Annotated in this window: 13 protein-coding genes and 2 pseudogenes; 1 reads left to right on the top strand and 14 read right to left on the bottom strand. The window is 63.8% G+C overall.

Features of this window, described 5'->3' with window-relative positions; all coding sequences use genetic code 11:
• Positions 1 to 17: 17 nt before the first annotated feature.
• The 6 genes from A5789_RS12835 to A5789_RS12855 form a co-directional block, all read right to left on the bottom strand.
• Positions 18 to 1,514, bottom strand: a complete 1,497-nt coding sequence (locus A5789_RS12835; protein WP_064903811.1) for an aldehyde dehydrogenase — start codon at positions 1,512 to 1,514, stop codon at positions 18 to 20.
• A gap of 54 nt (positions 1,515 to 1,568) precedes the next feature.
• On the bottom strand, positions 1,569 to 1,883 hold the full coding sequence (fdxA, locus tag A5789_RS35575) for a ferredoxin (RefSeq protein WP_082940678.1): 315 nt from the start codon (positions 1,881 to 1,883) through the stop codon (positions 1,569 to 1,571).
• Positions 1,884 to 1,934: 51 nt separating this feature from the next.
• Positions 1,935 to 2,963 (bottom strand): NAD(P)/FAD-dependent oxidoreductase, encoded by a 1,029-nt coding sequence (locus A5789_RS12840; RefSeq protein ID WP_064903813.1) that lies wholly within the window; start codon positions 2,961 to 2,963, stop codon positions 1,935 to 1,937.
• 78 nt (positions 2,964 to 3,041) lie between these two features.
• The gene (locus A5789_RS12845; protein WP_064903815.1) at positions 3,042 to 4,025 is read right to left on the bottom strand and encodes a R2-like ligand-binding oxidase; all 984 of its coding nucleotides are present in this window, start codon (positions 4,023 to 4,025) and stop codon (positions 3,042 to 3,044) included.
• A 75-nt stretch (positions 4,026 to 4,100) separates the two neighbouring features.
• The gene (locus tag A5789_RS12850) at positions 4,101 to 5,207 is read right to left on the bottom strand and encodes an NDMA-dependent alcohol dehydrogenase (protein ID WP_064903817.1); all 1,107 of its coding nucleotides are present in this window, start codon (positions 5,205 to 5,207) and stop codon (positions 4,101 to 4,103) included.
• 254 nt (positions 5,208 to 5,461) lie between these two features.
• Positions 5,462 to 6,802 (bottom strand): sensor histidine kinase KdpD, encoded by a 1,341-nt coding sequence (locus A5789_RS12855; RefSeq protein ID WP_082940679.1) that lies wholly within the window; start codon positions 6,800 to 6,802, stop codon positions 5,462 to 5,464.
• A 242-nt stretch (positions 6,803 to 7,044) separates the two neighbouring features.
• Here A5789_RS12855 and A5789_RS12860 point away from each other — a divergent pair, with 242 nt between their 5' ends.
• A complete protein-coding gene (locus A5789_RS12860; protein ID WP_082940680.1) occupies positions 7,045 to 7,704 on the top strand; it encodes a response regulator transcription factor in 660 nt (219 codons plus the stop codon).
• 281 nt (positions 7,705 to 7,985) lie between these two features.
• Here the strand turns inward: A5789_RS12860 and A5789_RS12865 are convergent, their stop codons facing one another.
• The 8 genes and pseudogenes from A5789_RS12865 to A5789_RS12900 form a co-directional block, all read right to left on the bottom strand.
• Complete coding sequence (locus tag A5789_RS12865; protein WP_064903821.1) at positions 7,986 to 8,780, bottom strand: SAM-dependent methyltransferase; 795 nt, start codon at positions 8,778 to 8,780, stop codon at positions 7,986 to 7,988.
• Positions 8,781 to 9,046: 266 nt separating this feature from the next.
• Positions 9,047 to 9,247, bottom strand: a complete 201-nt coding sequence (locus A5789_RS12870; protein ID WP_064903823.1) for a hypothetical protein — start codon at positions 9,245 to 9,247, stop codon at positions 9,047 to 9,049.
• 12 nt (positions 9,248 to 9,259) lie between these two features.
• Positions 9,260 to 9,457, bottom strand: a complete 198-nt coding sequence (locus A5789_RS12875) for a three-helix bundle dimerization domain-containing protein (protein WP_064903825.1) — start codon at positions 9,455 to 9,457, stop codon at positions 9,260 to 9,262.
• 479 nt (positions 9,458 to 9,936) lie between these two features.
• The gene (locus tag A5789_RS12880; protein WP_064903827.1) at positions 9,937 to 10,119 is read right to left on the bottom strand and encodes a hypothetical protein; all 183 of its coding nucleotides are present in this window, start codon (positions 10,117 to 10,119) and stop codon (positions 9,937 to 9,939) included.
• Positions 10,120 to 11,031: 912 nt separating this feature from the next.
• Complete coding sequence (locus A5789_RS12885) at positions 11,032 to 12,102, bottom strand: hypothetical protein (RefSeq protein WP_155525840.1); 1,071 nt, start codon at positions 12,100 to 12,102, stop codon at positions 11,032 to 11,034.
• Positions 12,000 to 12,992: pseudogene (locus A5789_RS38535) on the bottom strand (TniB family NTP-binding protein); the annotation flags it as partial. The gene A5789_RS12885 and the pseudogene A5789_RS38535, both read right to left, overlap by 103 nt.
• Positions 12,916 to 14,541 (bottom strand): Mu transposase C-terminal domain-containing protein, encoded by a 1,626-nt coding sequence (locus A5789_RS12895; protein WP_227463051.1) that lies wholly within the window; start codon positions 14,539 to 14,541, stop codon positions 12,916 to 12,918. The pseudogene A5789_RS38535 and the gene A5789_RS12895, both read right to left, overlap by 77 nt.
• 112 nt (positions 14,542 to 14,653) lie before the next feature.
• Positions 14,654 to 15,544: pseudogene (locus A5789_RS12900) on the bottom strand (IS3 family transposase); the annotation flags it as partial.
• Positions 15,545 to 15,696: the final 152 nt, after the last annotated feature.

Genomic DNA, 15,696 nt, shown 5'->3' on the forward strand with positions numbered 1-15,696 from the left:
ATACACCATCGGCCGATTCAGCCGAGGTCGATCCACACCGATTTGGTTTGCGTGTAGCCGAGCAATGACTCCTCACCGAGATCTCGGCCGTGCCCAGACGCCTTGTAACCCCCGAAGGGGGCCGCAGGGTCGATCATGTTGTAGGTGTTCACCCACACCGTGCCGGCTTGCAGACGAGCCGACATCCGGTGCGCGCGTTTGAGGTCGTTGGTCCACACTCCAGCGGCCAAGCCGTAGGTGCTGGCGTTCGCTCGGTATAGGACTTCGTCCTCGTCATCGAACGTCAGGACCGAGAGAACAGGCCCGAAGATCTCCTCAGTGGCGATCTCCATGTCATCACGGACGTCGGTGAATACCGTCGGCTTCAGGAAGTGCCCACTGGATAACGAACCGACTGGCCGGTCTCCACCGCAGACCAGCGTGGCCCCCTGCGACCGGCCGGACTTCACGAAAGCCTCCACGCGTTCGAGTTGCACCTGCGAGACCAGCGGGCCCATATCGGTGTCGTCGCTCAGTCCGTGGCCGAGGCGCACCGCATCGGCGGCCGACTCCAACGCTGCGACCAGTTCGTCGTGCACGTCACGGTGCACGAACAGACGCGTGCCAGCGCAACACACTTGCCCTTGGTTCAGGAACACCCCGTTGAACGCACCATCCGCAGCCGAGCTGATGTCGGCGTCGGGAAACACGATATTGGCCGACTTCCCGCCCAACTCCAGCGTCAAACTCTTCAGGCTGTCGGCGCCGGTCCGCGCGATCCTTCTCCCGGTCACGGTTGACCCGGTGAACGATATCTTCGCCACATCCGGATGCTCGATGAGCGCTTGCCCCGCCTCGCTACCGAGCCCGGTGACGAGATTGAGCACGCCGGCAGGCAACCCTGCCTCCAACGCCAACTCGACCAACCGCAAGGCGCTGAGCGAAGTGAACTCGGAAGGCTTGAGCACGACCGTGTTTCCTGCAGCCAGGGCGGGAGCCACCTTCCATGATGCAATCATCAGCGGAAAGTTCCACGGCACAATCGCCCCGACAACGCCGAGCGGCTCGCGACACGTGTAAACGAAGGCATCGCCGACCGGAGGAGACACCGGGACGGTCCGTCCGCCGAGTTTGGTCGTCCAGCCTGCGAAATAGCGCCACGTCTGCGCCGCCAGGCCAACGTCCAGGTACAAGGATTCGGTAAGAGGCTTTCCGTTGTCCAAAGTCTCCAGAATCGCAAGCTCCTCAGCATTGGCATCGATCAGGTCAGCGATATCCAACAGAATCCGCCCGCGGGCCGCGGCGCTCAACGCGTTCCATTCGGCGATGGCGCTGCGGGCCGATGCGACGGCCTTGCCGACTTCGGGTGCCCCTCCGGCGGCTATCCGGCCCAGCACAGCGCCGGTAGCCGGGTCCGTTGTCGGTAACTCGCCGCCTGCGGCAGTCGCGCTCCGACCATCAACCACGATGCTGGCCGCCGCGCGTTGAATGAACGTTCTAACTGACTCGGGTACTTCGACCGACATTGTGGTCATCGTCGATTCTCTTTCTGACTTACCAGGACGAGGCTCCAAATAACCCCCGCCTGACTACGTCTTCGGAAGTGCTGTCACATATTCCGTGTCGGCAATCGGAGTGTCGGCCTTATGAGAACCTCCTGGACTCCCGATCTCCATGAAGGCATTTCGAGCCGACTCCTGAAATGGCCGCCACGCATCATCGACCCGCTGTGCCGGACGAATTGCGTCCACGGGGCAAACCGGCTCACATGCAGCGCAGTCGATACACTCCGTGGGGTGAATGTACAGCATTCGCCCACCTTCATAGATGCAGTCGACCGGGCACTCTTCTATGCACGTCATATCCTTGACGTCGACACATGGTTCACCAATAACGAACGCCATGCGCAAATATCCTTCCAATCCTTCTGGCCGCAGCCACGATATCTACAATCTCTAGCGTCGATTACCAATCGCCGGTGCCATCAGATCGCTGGAGTGCCCCGGGGCCAATGTCGCATCGGGATTCAACTCGACGACGGCGTTGTTTACCGCGAGTGCCACCTCTCCGAATCCAACGGCAATCAGCTTGACCTTGCCCTCGTACACAGCAGCATCGCCTGCGGCGAAAACAGCCGGCAGATTCGTTCGCATCCGTCTGTCCACTGTGATGGCACGACCATGCAGTTCGAGCCCCCACGTCGCGATCGGACCCAGGTCCATCGTGAACCCCAGAGCGGCCACGACCACCTGCGCCTTGATCTCCCGAGACTCGGCTCCCCCCGGGCCTCTGACCTCGACGCTTTCGACTCGCTCGGCACCGCGCACCGCCGAGACGGTGGCATCGAGAAGGAGTTCGCATGTTGATTCCCGCAGTAGCCGCACCGAATGCTCGTGCGCTCTGAACTGCTTGCGCCGATGCACGAGCGTGACCGACCGAGCCCTCCGGACCGCGGCCAGCGCCCAGTCCACGGCGGAGTCGCCGCCGCCGACCACTACGACATCCTGGCCATCGAAGAGATCGAGTCGCGGGACGAAGTAGCACATTCCACGACCGAGGAACTCTTCGCCGCAGGGCAACTGCCGCGGTATCACAGATCCCACACCGGAAGTCAGAATGAGCGCCCTGGCATGCACCTCGACGCCCCGTGAGGTCACAACATGCCACCGCCCGTCAGAAGAACGGTCGATCGTATCCGCCCGCTGCGACAACAGTAGGATTGGGCCGAAAGGCATTGCTTGCGCCATCAGGTTGCGGATAAGTTGCTGACCTTGGATACCGGGGAATCCGGCGATGTCGTAGATGCTCTTCTCCGGGTAGATGGCCTGCACCTGGCCGCCCGCTTCGGGAAGCGGATCGATCAGGGCCATGCTGAGCCCACGGAATCCGGCGTAATATGCGCCGAACAATCCGACTGGTCCGGCACCGATGAAAAGCACATCGACGTCGACCGCGGAAACCTGGGACGGCACTGGATCAGCCATGCGGCAGATACCTTTCCTTCTCGCTCAACTGGCTTCTACCCGTCGCATTGTTGCTGCGTATACTCCGGGAGGAAGCTTCTACGGCGTAGCCGCGAGGGATTGCGCAACGACTTTCTCGTCTTCCTCAGCGAAAGTGTCCTCAAGTTGCATTGGCGAGTAGTCCTCGTCGATTTCTTCGACGGCCATCCCGCGCGCACTCTCGATGGACTCGAGCCGTCGGTTCACCTTGTCCAGCGCGTAGTCGGTCATCTCATCGAGACTGATGCCGAACGGAATAGAGGTGTCTTCGAACTGGTCGAACAGCTTGACGATCAGCCCCATGGCAGGCTCGAGCAGTTGCTGCATTCGCTCCTCGGCCACCTCCCAATTCTGCCCATCCGCAGCCACATGCCGACGGCAGGTGAAAGTGCCCCACGCCATATGGCGTCGTTCGTCATCGCCAATGTGTTTGATCAGCTGCTGCATACCGGGCAGAATATTTCGGCTGGCGCAAACCTTCGCCCACGCGAAGTATCCAGTCAGCGCAAGACAGCCTTCTACGACATGATTATAGGTTATCGAGGCTCGAATTTGGGCGGCTGGCGACGGATCGCGCTCAAGCGCGTACAGCGAACTCGGAAGCTCCTCCGAGAACACTCGCGCATACGGCTCGCTGTATTCGACATACTCATGCAGATCCGAATCGAGACCCACAGCGTCGAACCAGAGCCGGAAGGACTGCATATGCTTCGCTTCTTCGAAAGTGAACTGGGTCAGATATGCCTCATCGGCCAGTCGACCTTCGGCGGCCATCGCGGTCATGAAGGGTTGCAGATCCTGAGTAACTGACTCTTCACCTGCCATGAACTGTGTGGCGAGATAGCAAGTCAGCCGCTTCTCATCTGGCGTCATCGCCGCATAGTCGGCAGCATCCTTGGAGAAATCGATTTCCTCCGGATCCCAAAATTTCCTATTTCCCTTACGGAACAGTCGCATCGGAAACGATTCCATGCGCAGGCCGCCCGCGCACAGGCTTCCGTAGCCGTTCCGCTTGCCGTGCGCAATAATTCGATCCACAGACATGTGATATATACCTTTCAGATTGCGTCCTCGAATTGCGGTGGGACGCAGGATGGGCTCCGATCGCCCGAATATAAATCAGTAGCGAATAATTCCGCGAATATTCTTGCCGGCGAGCATGTCGTCATACCCCTGGTTGATGTCCTCGAGGCTGTATTCATTGGTGACCAACTCGTCCAGTTTGAGCTGACCGAGGTTGTACAGCTCAAGTAGGCGGGTGATGTCGTGATGCGGATTCGAGGACCCGAAGAGCGCGCCACGAATCTGCTTTTCATACATGGTCAACTCGAACAAGTTGCCGGACAGAGACTCATCTTCCGGATGGCCGATCGCAGTGACGACGACTCGCCCCCGCTTCCCGACCAAGCCCAACGCCGGTCCGATGTAGCTTCCCTCAGCGATATCGGTAGTCACGATACAGACATCAGCGAGCTGACCACGAGTCAGTTCACTAACCACGTTCCACGCCTCATCGATAGATGCGACAGCATGGGTGGCACCGAATTCGACGGCCTTCATCCTCTTGAACTCGATCGGGTCAACGGCAACGATGATCCGAGCGCCCGCGATGCGGGCTCCTTGAACCGCGTTCATGCCGATGCCACCGGTGCCGAGAACGACGACCGCGTCGCCGACACGCACTTCTCCGGACCGAACGGCGCTGCCGAACCCTGTTGTTACGCCGCATCCGACCAGCGCCGCCCGATCCAGCGGGAAGCCGTCATCGATCTTCACCACCGACGCGGCCGGTACCACCGTGTACTCGGAGAACGTGCCCAGTAGACACATCTGGCCGAGATCCTCACCACGGGCATGGAACCGGTAGGTCCCATCCAGCTGTGGACCCAGCACCACCGCTGCTCCCAGGTCACACAGGTTCGACATGCCACGTGCACAGTACGAACAATGGCCGCACGCGGGCAGGAAGCTCAGCACCACCGGGTCACCCTCGGAAATGCCTGTGACGTTGGGCCCGACGGCAGCCACGACACCCGCGCCTTCGTGTCCGCCGACCACCGGATAGGGAATCGGGATGTCCCCAGTGACCAGGTGCAGGTCCGAATGACACAGACCGCTCACCGATAACTTCACAAGAACTTCGTCGTCCGAAGGTGGATCCAGATCGATCTCGTCGACTTGCCATTTCTCATTCGGGCCCCACAGGACGGCCGCCTTGGTCTTCATCCGCCAACCTCTGATCGTTGAACGCTTGCTGTGACCAGTGTCATCCAATCCGCCACACGGATAGGCTGTCCCGCGGGCCAAAGCTGACCCCCACGGGCCAAGTAACAAAGGGTTTATATAGCAAACTGACATAACTCGAAGCGTCCTCGTTCAGGCGACGCAGCGGTCGAGTCATACCTCCGCGATACATCAGCCGAAATCTCGGCTCGATATGTCGAACGCCGCTGTGGGCAACTGGTTAGTCACTCACCGGCTCAGGGCTGCACCGGCACTGTAACCTGCACCGACAGGCCACCCCCGGTCCGTGACCGAAACTCCAGCCGACCACCCAACGACTGGACGATCTGATCGACAATCCACAATCCCAGGCCCGCGGTTCCCTGGCGCTCGCCCACTGCGACGTACTTGCCAACAAGGACAGCGGCCATCTCCTCGGATATTCCGGGGCCTCGGTCCGCGACCTCCAGGTACAGCTGTCCCGAACCGACTGTGGCATTCAGTTCGACGGGCTCGTCGCCGCCGTAACGACCAGCATTCTCGAGCAGGTTGGTGACTACCCGACGCACAAGCTGCGTTTCCAGGCGGCACCGAACCCCGTCGGGCTGCACCCTCACTCGGTAGTCCTTGGTACCGAGCCCCGACGCGGCGCAGGCGGCCAGCAACCACTCCTGAAGCTCAATCGATCGATACGTCCCGACGCTGAAGGCGGGCTGGCGGCTGGCGGCGACATCGGCAAGGGCGTCCATCATTCCTGATAGGTGGTCCGCGTGCGCCATGAGCAGATTGACTGCGGCAGCAGAGGGTCCAGACCTGTTATTCTGCGGTACCTCGATCACCAGCTGCCGTACCAGCGCTCGCAGCGATGCGATCGGCGTCCGGAACTCGTGCAGAATCACGCGCAAGCCGGTTTCTTGAGCCTCGTAGGAGGCGGTGAGCCTCTCACGCAAATCGCGCTCTTCGTCAGCAGCCAAGCGTTCGGCAATAGCTTCGGATTCAGCGGCGCTCCGAGCGCGTTCGGCATACTCGGTGAGAAGGGACAAACCCGCACCTAGCGCGCCGGTCAGCACGAGATAGACCGCCCACCATATTCCAACTTCCAGGCGAACACTGATGACGGTGAATTCCGCGTCCACGTACAACGAGGTCGCCAAGAATACCGAGCCGAGTACTGCGGCAACGCCAACTGTACTAAGGAAGGAAAGCCTCATCGCGGCGGCGACAACTACGAGAAACAGAATGGCCACCGCAGGGCTCTGTGCTGCACCTGTGAAGGCCACGATCACCGAAGCGAGCACACTGTCACACGTCGTGATGGCTGCGGCCGACATCTTGCTTCGCAATTCCAGCTCTGGATCCACGAATACCGCGACGGCGTAGATCATCGCCACGCAAACCACACACCAGGCTGCGGCCGGATGACGCCGCGCGGCTTCCGTTCCCAGCAGCAGCAGAGCTGCGACGGAAAGTACAACGACGATGCGAATACTGGAGGTGATCCGCTCGACGGCACGCTTCTCCGCCGATTGACTCGAATGCCCGGACGACAGCCTGCGTGCGCGCACGACACCCCACCATTTGTCCTGCGATTCAGACACGTCCGTGAATCCTCTCAACGACCTCGAGCCAGCGAGCGCGTCAATGCCGGGGCCGTCGGTGGCTCGCCACGGTCTGCGCCCACGCCGGAGTCTCGACTGTAACGCGAAGAGCCTCGGTTCGGCCGCGTTACCGGCCCGCACACCCGTAGCACGCGAACCCGCCGGCGATGCGGGGGTAGCACCTCACCCGTCGGCCGCATCAGGGCTTCACACAGCGGTTACCTCTTGGATACAGTGCACCAATGCCAGGCGACAAGGTGGTCGTCGTGCTCGTAGATGACCATGATCTCTTCACCCAGGGACTTGCGTTATTGCTGAGCACGAGGGCCGGCGACAAGTTCGAGATCGGTGGGTCCACCAGATTCCCAGAAGAAGCTGTCGCTTTGGTCTCGAAGTGCCACGCCGATATCGCCATCGTGGATCTCGCGATGCCCCCGCTGGGAGGCATCGCCGCAATCCGCCACATCAAGGCTCGATGTCCGGGCACCAGGGTCCTTGCCCTGTCAGGCACCACTGACCAGGATCTTGCAGAATCCGCTCTCAGAGCGGGAGCAGACGGCTACCTGTCGAAGTCCGCCGATCCGGATATGCTGGTTTCGCCGATTCTGAGCGTTGTCGCTGGTTTGCGCGTGGTGGAGGCAGGGCTCTTCTCCGCAGTGCTCGGAGGTGTGCGACGCGCGCCAGATCACATTCGCGCTCGCCTGGACTCCGAGGACCTTCGACTGTGGATTCTGCTCTCCCGCGGCCTTGAAACCACCGAGATTGGTAATCGTTTGAATGTGTCCGAACGTACAGCGAAGCGCATGATTGCCTCCTTGTTGGGAAAGCTGGGCGCAGCCAATCGTGTCGAGGCAGCGGGAATGGCAGGACGCTACGGCCTACTCGATCGTCTGGATGACTGATCAGGTCTCTCCGCGGGACCGCTATCGTCTCCCGCTGGATTACCGCCTGCCTGCCCGCCTCCGTACCCAAGCCCGCGCGACACAATCCGGGACGCCCACGCGCGGACTGAGTCGATCGCCCGCAACCTATTACGAAAGTCGGCAATCCAGGTCGTATGAACTCGTAGAGAGCAATGCAGACCGCCATCGGGCGATCTCGTCATCTCTCATTCATGCCACGATATCGACACACGGCAGATCAAGCCCTCGCCACTATTCCCAGTCGTCACCGGCAACGAGTGTCAGAGTTTGCGGGCAACTCCCCCGTAGGCTGCGACGAACGGCGGCTCACCGAGATCAGTCGGCGCCACATTCCATTGGGTGATCGGCACGAAGCCCGATTCTACGAACTCCAGACCATCGAACACCGCCCGAATCTCCTCCTGCGTGCGCGGAGAATACGGCACACCACCGGATTTGGCGTATTCCGCACACAGATCCATGTAGCCTTGACTGTCGACTGTGCCGTCCCACAGAACCAGGAAACTGCCCGATGGCATCGCCGCCACCACCGTCGCTACGATCCGCCTCATGTCCTCGTAGCTGTGGGCGTGACCCAACACTCCCATGAACATCACGGCAAGCGGGCGCTGAAAATCAAGAATGTTGCGGGCCTCAGCAAGTATTTTCTCCGGGTGATGGAAATCAGCGTCGATATAGCTGGTGACTCCTTCATCGGTGGTATCGGTCAACAATGCGCGAGCGTGTGCGAGCATCAGCGGATCGTTGTCGACGTAGACGACCCTTGCTTCTGGGGCGACAGACTGTGCGACCTCGTGCGTATTCTGCATTGTCGGCAGGCCGGTGCCGATATCGAGGAACTGGGAAATACACTGTTCCTGTGCGAGATAGCGCACTACCCGGATCAGGAACTGACGCGATTGAGTGGCCATCACTGCGATGCCTGGATCGATCCGCAGGCTCGCATCTCCAACTTCGCGGTCGATCTCATAGTTATCTTTACCTCCCATCCAATAATTCCAGATCCGCGCAGAATGTGGAATATCGGTACGAATGACAGGGTATCGCTCGTCCATGACTCCTCCTCCGAGAGTGGCAGATCGGGCCGAAACTTGTTGCCGCACAAGGTACTCACTCCCCACGGACTCTACAACCTGGACCGGCGAAGCGACTGCATATCCCGAGGATCGTCACTGATTCCTGTCGCTGTCCCGGTTCCTGCCCGTATCCGGTGACCAAACCTCACGCTCGTGCGGACGGCCACTGACACGAGCGGGAGAAACGCCGAGACGCGAGTGTCGGAAACCCGTGCCGGAAATCAACGTCGGCAAACCCCTGATTTCTAGCCGGGGGTGCTACGCAGTCCGGGAAACCGCTGGTGGAGGTTGGCGATCTGGCGTCGGACCTGCGCCAGTTCGGCTTCGACCCCCTGGTGGGGTTGCTCGGCGCCCCATTGACCGCGCCGGCGCACGAGGCGCTGGGCGTACTGCTCGAGGTCGGCGAGGAACATGCGTGCTTGAGCGGTTTGGGGATCCTCGCTCACTGGAAGACCGCTTCAACCGGTCGCCGAAAGCCTGCGCAAGACTCCGCGTTCGACCAGCAGTGGCACGAAATCGCGGACCGGCCGGCCATCGAAGCCACGGTGGACCTCGGCGACGAGGGCTTCGATAGTGTCGGCGCCCAGGGCGGGGAACTCGACGGTGAGGCGGGCGACGAGCGCGGCGATCTGCTGGTCTTCGTCATTGGCTGCCATACTTCATGGTTGGGCGCGGCCCCCTGCGTCGTCAACATCCCATATTCCCGATTCGGGGGGAGTATGCCACGACCGGTCATCGACCGTCGATGCAAGGGAGTCCCGCGATCGCCAACTGCGCATCACCGGTCAACGGCTCCGGACAACTCGACGTCGAGAGACATCGTGGAGCCAATGTCCAGCAACACCACCGCTGGTGGGACTTTTCGCGAATGCGCACCTCCCGCCCCGGTGTCTCGCGGACACGACATACCCTCCCGGCGGTCCCCTCCCGCGCGGCACCGCCACTCCAGTGGGTGATGACCCGGATCTGCGGGCGCGGATGGCCGGCCACCACAGAGACCGCACACCGGCCCTTCCTCGCAACCAGATCGAGTCACGGTCCGCGACGGGTGTCGAGGATTGGCGTGTTCATCGACGAGCCGCGGGCCACGATACCCGTCATCCCGGATGCCGTAGCGAGTCGCGGCCGGTCAAGGTCAGTCGATGCGCGCCTGTGGGGGAACATCCTGGTCGTGGACGTGGCTGGCCGCCGCGGCGGTGGCGCGCGCGGTAAATCGGCGCTTTTCCCACCAGTAGGCGGCGGCGACCGCCGCGTAGGCGGCGGTGATCAGCAGGATGGGTATCAGCACCGCGAAGCACACCAACAGGGTCGTCGTCATGACAGGGCTCCCTGAACCGAAGGTCGCCGCCACACCGCGGCCGCTCTCGTCCTGCCCGGAATGTTGGTGCCCCGACGTGTCCGGTCAACACCGGGCGCAGAACCGGGTCGGATGCGGCGGTGGCCCGGACGCGGGTACATCCGGGCCGCCTCGGCCTCGACGCGAGCGCGCTACCCCTGATACGAGGTTCGGTACACCGGGGCGTGGCCCGTCGGGTCGAGACGTCGAGTCCGTACCGACGACACGGGGGTGCAGGAGCCCGCGCGGCGCCCGAGCCCGGTAGGTCCCCGCCGGGGCCGACCCGGTGCAGGGCGGAAACACCGGGGCACCTGCGAGTATGAGGCATCCACCACCACCGCGCATCTCGTACGGCGAGACCCTTCGGGATCGTCGCCGATGCGACAGGCACACCGACAACCGCGGACCGGAGCAGGAACGGTCCGGTGAGCGAGCCCGGCGCCGGTGTCCCGGGCCGATCCGATCAGCACCCAATACATCGACGAAGTGAGTCCGGACCCGACAAGCCCGCTCACGCGAGATTCCCAGAGGGCTACCAGCGGATTGCCTCACCGCCGAGACCCGACTCGGACGACGGCAGCCCGCCACGGGCAGTGCTCGCGACCGGCTTGCGACGACTTCGGACTCGGTTCTCGTGCCGGGTCATCGGCACCGCCCGACATTCAGCCGTGGCCGTTTCGCACTGCGCACCAGAAACAACGGACGCTCGGTGGTCGCGATTGTGTTGTGCCCGATGGCCTTCGGGTGTTGGCGGTGAGGAAGTCCTCCACGATGTGGTAGCGGTCGGTGGCGGTGAGGGCCTTGACCGGTAGGCGGCGGCAAGGCGTTCCAGCCACGACGACAACGACTCCAGCGGGCTCGGCGGCGGATGCACCGGCCAGCGTGCCGGACAGTTCACAGTTCCAGCCGGGCGCGCAGTTGCCACAGGTCGTCGGGGGTGAACAGGTCGGCGGCCACACCGTGGGCGACGCCGCGCCGCGGTGCCTCCTCGGCGAATTCGGTGAGCACCCGCGCGATCTCGCTGGGTTCGTGTCCCAGCTCGGCCAGCAGGGCCTCGGTCTCGGTGCGGGTCCGCAGGAAATGCGGAGGCACATCCCATTTCCGGATCAGCAACTCGCGTTCCTCGGCGATGCGGGCCGGGGTCGGATCGAACGCGACGAGGAACGCCAGCACGTCGCGGGCGGTGTCGGGATCGGCGCGCACCGCGCGTTCGACATCGGCCACCAGCTCGTGGATAGCGGCCCAATCCTGAACCCGCATCGCCGCATGCAGATCGCCGATCGCCACCGGCGTGCCGGCTGCACGGGCCGGATCGTCACCGGGATAGACCGTCTCGTGCGCCGGTGCCTTCAACAGCAGGCCAAGGCTCCCGCGCGGGTGGATCCACCGGTCCGCGGCCAGTTTCACCGCGACCGCCGCCGCGGTGAGCAGATCGTGCTGCACACCCCACGGCAGATTCTCGAACGGCTGCCACGCGCGCAGGCCGGCGCGCTCGGGCAGCTTGGCCGCCTCCCAGATCTGCGCGAGCAACTGCGCGGAAGTCTTGCTCAGGGCCGAAACCGACAGGCTCAGCTCGTCGAGCAGGCACCGCAGCAGCCGAAACCACACCCCGGCATGCACGGTGCGGCGCGGCAACACCACATACGCGGTGGTCAGCGCCTGATGGGTGTAATTCTCCAGGGCGGCAACCGCTTCGGTGACCGCAACCGGCACCGGGGCGCTCCCGGAGAGCCGGACGGCCAACAGTTCCTCCGCTGACCACAGCCGACACCGGTGCTCGGTGCAGCCTATGGTCAGCGGCAGATCCCACATCAGCGCCCGTACCGGATCCGGTGCGCTCGTGCACAGCGGACAGGTCCGGTTCAGGCGAGCGGCCGGAATCCACGGGCCGCGCCAGCGACGGCGGCTGGCCAGCACGAAACGAGTGGACTCCCGGGGAGCCAGCAGCACCGAATGCTGCTGCACATAGTGTCGAAAGTGTCCTCGGCGTCGCGGGCCGCCATCAGGTAGCTGTCGAACAGGCACGGCACCCATCCGGGCAGTGTCATCATCGCCAGCCGCCCAACCGGGACTCCGGTGCGCTGTGAGAGCGCATCGAACAGCTCCGGTAGTGGTTGCTGGTCGAGCAGGTCCGGAATCGCTGCGAGCACACCGAGATTCGGGCCCAGCAACTCCCGCACCGGCACCGCATAGGTGGTGGCGAGCCGCGACAGCCACGACGACAGCGATCCAACTCGCCCGGCGGCGGGTGTAGCGGCCACCGGCGCGGGGTGCTCGCCGATCGTGCCCTCGCAGCGGGTGAGCAGATAGGTCGCCATCTCCTCGGTCGCGATCGGCGAAGGCCGGCGCAGTGGGAACGCGGCGGCGAAGCTGGCCAACAGCGTGCACGCCTCCGCGCCCGGCTCCCAGCGCGGCAGCGCCAGCGGCGCGAACCGGTTCTCGAGCTGATCATCGGAGCGGATCGCGAGATACGCGTCCCGAATCCCGACGCCCACCAGGGGGATTCGCAGGCTGTTGCCGAGAAACCGCAGCAGGTTCAAAAACTCCCGCCGCACACCGCTGTTGCGGCCGCCGAGGACATTGTGCAGCTCGTCGATCACCAGCATCCGCACCCCACACGCCTAACACAGCCGCAGCACCAACTGTTCGAGGTCGGCCAACCGCGGTGCGCGCGGCCGGATCGGCGCACCCAACGCCGACAGCAGCGCCACATGGAAGCGGACCACGCTCGGATCCGAGGGCATCTGCACCGCCAGCACCGGGATCTCCTCCCGGTCCTCATGCGAGATCGGCGGGTGGTCGCGGCGGAACTTCTCGATGACCATCGACTTGCCGTTGTTGGTCGGCCCGATCAACGGTGTTGCGGCGGGCCTTGCGGCTGGTCGCGGTCGCGTCGTCGGTGATGTGGCGCATCTGCTCGACCATCGCGAACAGCGCGTTCTCGTCCACCTCGGCGCGGCCCTGCTCGCGCAGCCGGGCCACCGCCGCGGTCTGCTCCCACACGCTGATCGCCGGCCGCGACCACGTCCGGTACGGCACCTCCAGATACTCACCGGTGTCGGGATGCAGCGCCCAGATCCGGGAGATATCGCGCGGATCGCGGCGCAACACGAACTTATCGAGGCGTTCCCGGCGCGCGATCAACGGCCGCAGCACATCCGCGTAGTACTGCACGTGATCCAGCTGAAAGCCGGTGCGCCGCAACGAGCGGCGGATCACCGGCAGGAAATCGACCAGGAACGCGGTCTCGTTGGTCACCGTCGGCGGCGCCCCCTGAGCCGCGGCCTTCTCCGCCCACACCCCCGCCGGGGTCCGCCCGCCCAACCCGTCGTGGGGTTCGCCGTGGTAGCAGGCCACCGCCAGGGCCATCCAGCGGTGCAATTCGGTCAGGGTGAGAACGGCTTTCGCGTCGCTGTCGTAGTCGCGCCGGGAGCGAGTGTCGGAAAACGTTGTCCCGGGCAGCTCATGGACCATCGTCATCATGGTGCCGATCAGCCGCTCGATCACCCCACCGAAATGCGGCTGCCCCAACGGCCGGTACCGCACATCGATGCCGTGTTGCTCACTGCCGCGCCGGAGGGCCTCGCTCTTGAACTCACTCTCGTTGTCCACATACAGCTCATGCGGCTTGCCGCTCATCGGCCACACCGCCACCACACCGATCCGCTCCAGCCAGGCGCGTTTGTCGATCGCCATGTGCGCCAAACACAATCCGACCGACGTCGCCGACGGCGCTTCAAGGGTGATCACGAACCCGGGCACGCACCGGGTGACCTCGTCGATCGCGGCGGTGACATAGGGGCGGCCGATCGGCAGCCGATGGAACTCGTCGACCACGATCACATCCGCCGGGGTGTGATCGATCTGCACCCGCTCGAGCAGCCCCTCCACCGGCGGCGTGGCCCCGCCCGCGGACCGCCGCGACCGTGCCGCGTTCTGCCCCTCCCGCGCGGTCGTGGCCTTGACCGGGTCGAGCTTGCCGATCCGCCGTGCCACCGACGACCGCGACGGTGGCCGTAGCCCGGCCATCTTGCACTCCCGGTCGATCTCGCGGCAGATCACCGCCACCGAACGCCGCTGCCTGCTCAGATACCGAGACCGCAGCACCCGCCGCATGATTTCCTCCACCGCATCCGGTAGCCGTTCGCCACCCCGGCCGCCGGAAGAGCGGCCCGGCAACAGATCCGACGCCACACCCTCACCGGCGCGCCAGCGTTTCACCAGTGCGTAGACCTGCCGCTGCGTCAACCCCAACCGGGCGGCAGCCTCCTCAGCGACCAGCACACTCACCCGATTCAGCTGCGCGAGCGGCCCGATCACCTCCGCCCGACGCACCGCCGTCTGCCAGTGCGCCTCTTCCGCGCCCAACACGCCACGATCCGACAGCGACGAATCCCCGGCCATCCCGGCCACCCCCGTGCTGAAGACGAGTACGAGTCGAAAACACGGTACTGAACAGGAGTTCGAGACACGCCGATGTTCGAAGCCCCTGAATCCGCCCGGTGAGTCCGGAGACTTATTGGTGTGACAGCTCGGCGGGTTGCCGGGCTGGTTGTTGAGCGTAGTAGGCGGCTTCCATCTCGGCGGGTGGCATGTCCCCGCAGTGCTGGTATAGCCGCCGATGGTTGAACCAGTCCACCCATTCGGCCGTGGCAAGCTCGACCTGATCGACCGTGCGCCACGGGGCTCTGGGCTTGATCAGCTCGGTCTTGAAAAGGCCGTTGATCGTCTCGGCGAGGGCATTGTCGTAGGACGAACCGACAGCCCCGACCGAGGGCTTGATCCCGGCCTCGGCGAGGCGCTCGGTGACCGCAATGGACATGTATTGCGCTCCGCGATCGTGATGGTGGACAACATCTTTCACGTCCCAGCCCTGACGTTCACGAGTCCAGATCGCGTGCTCGATGGCATCGAGCACCAGGGCCGTCGTCATCGATGTGGCGGTGCGCCAGCCGATGATCCGCCGCGCATACGCATCGACGACGAAGGCGACATACACCCACCCAGACCACGTCCGGACATAGGTGAAATCGGCTACCCACAACCGATTCGGAGCGGGCGGCGCGAATTTCCGTTGCACCAGATCCGCCGGCCGCGGCGCGGCCGGGTCCGCGATCGTGGTGCGTTTGACCCGCCCACGCACCGCACCCCGCAACCCGGCCCGCCGCATCAGCCGCTCAACAGTGCAGCGGGCCACCGAGATACCTTCCCGATTCAGTTGCAGCCACACCTTTCTCGCGCCATAGACACCGAAGTTCTCGGCATGCACACGCCCGATCTCCACGGTCAGTTCCTCGTCCCGCCTCTCCTTCGTGGTCGGGGTCCGGTTGCGGTGTTCGTAATAGGTCGATGGGGCGATCTTCACCCCGAGCTCGGCGAGCACGGCGCAGATCGACTCGACACCCCATCGCAGACCACCGTTTTCCCGGTGGCCCTGGTGATCGCTGATATATCTGACGGTCAGCGCTGGGGCCGGTCCAGTTCGGCGATGCTCCTATGTCAAGCTGCGTGCAGCGCAGCGATTTCGGTGACCGCGGTGGACTGCTGGGCTACGGTTCG

Origin of the sequence: Nocardia sp. 852002-51101_SCH5132738, assembly GCF_001665695.1 — a bacterium.
Taxonomy (GTDB): Bacteria; Actinomycetota; Actinomycetes; order Mycobacteriales; family Mycobacteriaceae; genus Nocardia; species Nocardia nova.

Excerpts from the sequence above, each read along its gene's own strand:
- A5789_RS12860 (WP_082940680.1), top strand. The coding sequence starts at position 7,045 with ATGCCAGGCGACAAGGTGGTCGTCGTGCTCGTAGATGACCATGATCTC.
- fdxA (WP_082940678.1), bottom strand. The coding sequence starts at position 1,883 with ATGGCGTTCGTTATTGGTGAACCATGTGTCGACGTCAAGGATATGACG.
- A5789_RS12840 (WP_064903813.1), bottom strand. The coding sequence starts at position 2,963 with ATGGCTGATCCAGTGCCGTCCCAGGTTTCCGCGGTCGACGTCGATGTG.
- A5789_RS12875 (WP_064903825.1), bottom strand. The coding sequence starts at position 9,457 with ATGGCAGCCAATGACGAAGACCAGCAGATCGCCGCGCTCGTCGCCCGC.
- A5789_RS12865 (WP_064903821.1), bottom strand. The coding sequence starts at position 8,780 with ATGGACGAGCGATACCCTGTCATTCGTACCGATATTCCACATTCTGCG.
- A5789_RS12845 (WP_064903815.1), bottom strand. The coding sequence starts at position 4,025 with ATGTCTGTGGATCGAATTATTGCGCACGGCAAGCGGAACGGCTACGGA.
- A5789_RS12880 (WP_064903827.1), bottom strand. The coding sequence starts at position 10,119 with ATGACGACGACCCTGTTGGTGTGCTTCGCGGTGCTGATACCCATCCTG.
- A5789_RS12850 (WP_064903817.1), bottom strand. The coding sequence starts at position 5,207 with ATGAAGACCAAGGCGGCCGTCCTGTGGGGCCCGAATGAGAAATGGCAA.
- A5789_RS12835 (WP_064903811.1), bottom strand. The coding sequence starts at position 1,514 with ATGACCACAATGTCGGTCGAAGTACCCGAGTCAGTTAGAACGTTCATT.
- A5789_RS12895 (WP_227463051.1), bottom strand. The coding sequence starts at position 14,541 with ATGGCCGGGGATTCGTCGCTGTCGGATCGTGGCGTGTTGGGCGCGGAA.